This is a genomic window from Pseudorhodobacter sp. (assembly GCF_030452865.1).
Lineage (GTDB): Bacteria > Pseudomonadota > Alphaproteobacteria > Rhodobacterales > Rhodobacteraceae > Pseudorhodobacter.
Window position 1 is genome coordinate 1 of record NZ_JAKDLJ010000380.1, and the last position, 3358, is coordinate 3358.

The window sequence follows — 3358 nt, forward strand, 5'->3', positions numbered from 1 at the left end:
GCATTGCTGACGCGCGCGCGCGGACGGCGGAGGAGGTGTCGCAGATGGGGAATCTTGACACCCCGACCTGCACACCGGTTCTCGCGGCACTGATCGCGGTGCAGGGGATAGAAGATGTGTCCCTCTTTGTTCTGCTGCCGTGGCTTTTGAGAGTGGTGATTCATCTGCTGGAATCACATCGCCGTATGGTTCTTGCGGATTAATTTCGCTCAATGCGTATTTGTTCATCAATTGTTCACGTTTTTGCATTGGAGACTCAGCGCAGATCGCTTATCTATGCCCGGTGGCATCGGGGGCGCAACACATGGCCGAACAGAAATTCATCGAGGTGCGCGGCGCGCGGGAGCATAACCTGAAGAACGTCGATGTGGACATTCCGCGCGACAAGTTGGTTGTGATCACCGGGCTGTCCGGGTCGGGAAAATCCTCGCTTGCGTTTGACACGATCTATGCAGAGGGACAGCGGCGCTACGTTGAAAGTCTGTCAGCTTATGCGCGGCAATTCCTTGACATGATGGGGAAACCCGATGTTGACCACATCTCCGGCCTGTCGCCCGCAATCTCGATCGAACAGAAAACCACCTCGAAAAATCCACGCTCCACTGTGGGAACTGTGACCGAAATTTACGACTATCTGCGGCTTTTGTTCGCCCGCACAGGAACCCCGTTCAGCCCCACAACCGGCAAGCCGATCACCGCGCAGCAAGTGCAGGATATGGTTGATATTGTAATGGCGATGGAGGAGGGGACGCGCGCCTATCTGCTCGCCCCGATCATCCGCGACCGCAAGGGGGAATACAAGAAAGAGTTTCAGGACCTGCGCAAACAGGGGTTTCAGCGGGTGAAGGTTGACGGCCAGTTCTATGAATTGGAAGATGCGCCGACGCTGGACAAGAAATTCCGTCACGATATCGACGTGGTGGTGGACCGGATCGTGGTCAAGGAAGGGATTGAGACACGTCTTGCCGACAGCCTGCGCACCGCGCTGAACCTTGCCGATGGTATCGCAATTCTGGAACTGGCGTCAGAGGAGGCAACGCGCACCACGTTTTCTGAAAAATTCGCCTGCCCGATTTCGGGCTTTACCATTCCCGAAATCGAGCCGCGCCTGTTTTCCTTCAACGCCCCTTTCGGTGCTTGCCCGGTCTGCGATGGGTTGGGGGTGGAGTTGTTCTTTGATGAACGCCTGATCGTGCCGGATCAAAACCTGACGCTGGTGCAGGGGGCGCTGGCGCCATGGGCGAAATCGAAAAGCCCGTATTTCATTCAAACCATTGATGCGATTGCGAAACACTACGAGTTTGACAAGAAGGCCAAATGGAAAGACCTGCCCGAAAACGTGCGCGAGGTGTTCTTGCGTGGCTCGGGTGAGGAGGAGATCAAGTTCCGCTACGACGAAGGTGGCCGGATTTATCAGGTGTCGCGCGTCTTTGAAGGCGTAATTCCGAATATGGAACGCCGTTTCCGCGAAACCGACAGTAACTGGGTGCGCGAGGAATTTGAGCGCTACCAGAACAACCGCCCTTGCGGTGCTTGCGGCGGCTACCGGCTGCGCCCCGAAGCCCTGGCGGTGAAGATCGCGGGCCTTCATGCCGGCCAAGTCGTGCAAATGTCCATCAGCGAGGCGCATGAGTGGATCAGTGGCGTGCCGGAACATCTGACTCATCAGAAAAACGAAATTGCGCGGGCAATCCTGAAGGAGATTCGCGAACGCCTTGGGTTTTTGGTGAATGTCGGTCTCAACTATCTCAGTCTGTCGCGCAACGCAGGTACGCTTTCCGGCGGTGAAAGCCAGCGCATCCGGCTTGCATCGCAGATCGGGTCCGGGTTGACAGGAGTGCTGTATGTGCTGGATGAACCTTCCATCGGGTTGCATCAGCGCGACAATGACCGGTTGTTGACCACGCTGAAAAACCTGCGCGATCAGGGTAATTCCGTAATCGTGGTCGAACATGACGAAGACGCGATCCGCGAGGCGGATTATGTTTTTGACATGGGGCCGGGGGCGGGGGTGCATGGCGGCGCGGTGGTCGCGCATGGCACGCCGGAGGAGGTGATGGCCAACCCCGACAGCCTGACCGGGCAATATCTGCAAGGCACACGCGAGATTGCGGTGCCGAAGGTTAGGCGCAAAGGCACCGGCAAAAAAGTGACGGTGGTGAAGGCCACGGGCAACAATCTGCAAAACGTCACCGCCGATTTCCCTTTGGGGAAGTTCATTTGCGTGACCGGTGTTTCGGGCGGTGGCAAATCCACCCTGACGATTGAGACGCTTTATAAGACAGCGGCCACCCGGTTGAACGGTGCGCGCGAAACGCCTGCACCTTGCGAGACGATCAAGGGGTTTGAGCATCTTGACAAGGTGATCGACATTGATCAACGCGCCATCGGCCGCACCCCGCGTTCCAACCCCGCCACCTATACCGGTGCGTTCACCCCGATCCGCGACTGGTTCGCCGGTCTGCCGGAATCGAAGGCGCGCGGCTATCTGCCGGGGCGGTTCAGCTTCAACGTCAAAGGCGGGCGCTGCGAGGCGTGTCAGGGCGATGGCGTCATCAAGATTGAAATGCACTTTCTGCCTGATGTCTATGTGCAATGCGAAACTTGCAAAGGCAAACGCTACAACCGCGAAACCTTGGAAATAAGATTCAAGAACAAGAGTATAGCAGACGTTCTTGATATGACAGTTGAAGATGCGCAAGGGTTTTTCCAAGCGGTGCCAAGCATCCGTGAAAAGATGGATGCGCTGGTTCGGGTCGGGCTTGGCTATATCAAGGTCGGCCAGCAGGCGACAACGCTTTCGGGTGGCGAGGCGCAGCGGGTCAAACTGTCAAAGGAGCTTTCGCGCCGTGCAACGGGCCGCACCTTGTATATTCTGGACGAACCCACAACCGGGTTGCATTTCGAGGATGTGAAGAAGCTGCTGGAGGTGCTTCATGAATTGGTGGACCAAGGCAACACGGTGATCGTGATCGAACACAACCTCGACGTGGTGAAAACCGCAGATTGGGTGATTGATATCGGCCCCGAGGGCGGCGATGGCGGTGGGCGGATCGTCGCGACCGGCACCCCGGAAGAGGTTGCTAAAGAGCCGGGCAGCCATACCGGGCGCTACTTGCAGGACATGCTGAAATCCCGCAAAATGGCAGCGGAATAGGCGCAAGGGTTTCGGATTGGAGCGGTTCTTCAAGGTAACAGGCCGGGGTTTGCAACTCCTGCTTGGTTTCGGATTGTTGGGCTGGGCGGCACTTGCGGTGAACTTTCAGCTTGAACCGCCGTTGCGGCAGGTCGCCTGGGGGGGGTGGCGCTGGTTGCGCTGCGGCTGGTGTCACTGGCGATTGCCGGGAACTGGCGCGCT

At 57.6% G+C, this 3358-nt stretch carries 2 protein-coding genes and 1 pseudogene; all 3 read left to right on the plus strand.

Going from position 1 to position 3358, the window contains the following annotated elements:
* Positions 1–203 (plus strand): annotated as a pseudogene (locus L0H65_RS16675) (MFS transporter); the annotation flags it as partial.
* A 101-nt stretch (positions 204–304) separates the two neighbouring features.
* Entirely contained in the window at positions 305–3157 is a 2853-nt protein-coding gene (gene uvrA / locus L0H65_RS16680) for an excinuclease ABC subunit UvrA (protein ID WP_301460341.1), read from the plus strand.
* A gap of 16 nt (positions 3158–3173) precedes the next feature.
* The coding region (locus L0H65_RS16685) for a hypothetical protein (protein WP_301460342.1) at positions 3174–3358 on the plus strand (185 nt) is incomplete at its 3' end.

What these genes read in the sequence shown, in the direction of transcription:
- uvrA (WP_301460341.1), top strand. Translation starts at nt 305, where the DNA reads ATGGCCGAACAGAAATTCATCGAGGTGCGCGGCGCGCGGGAGCATAAC.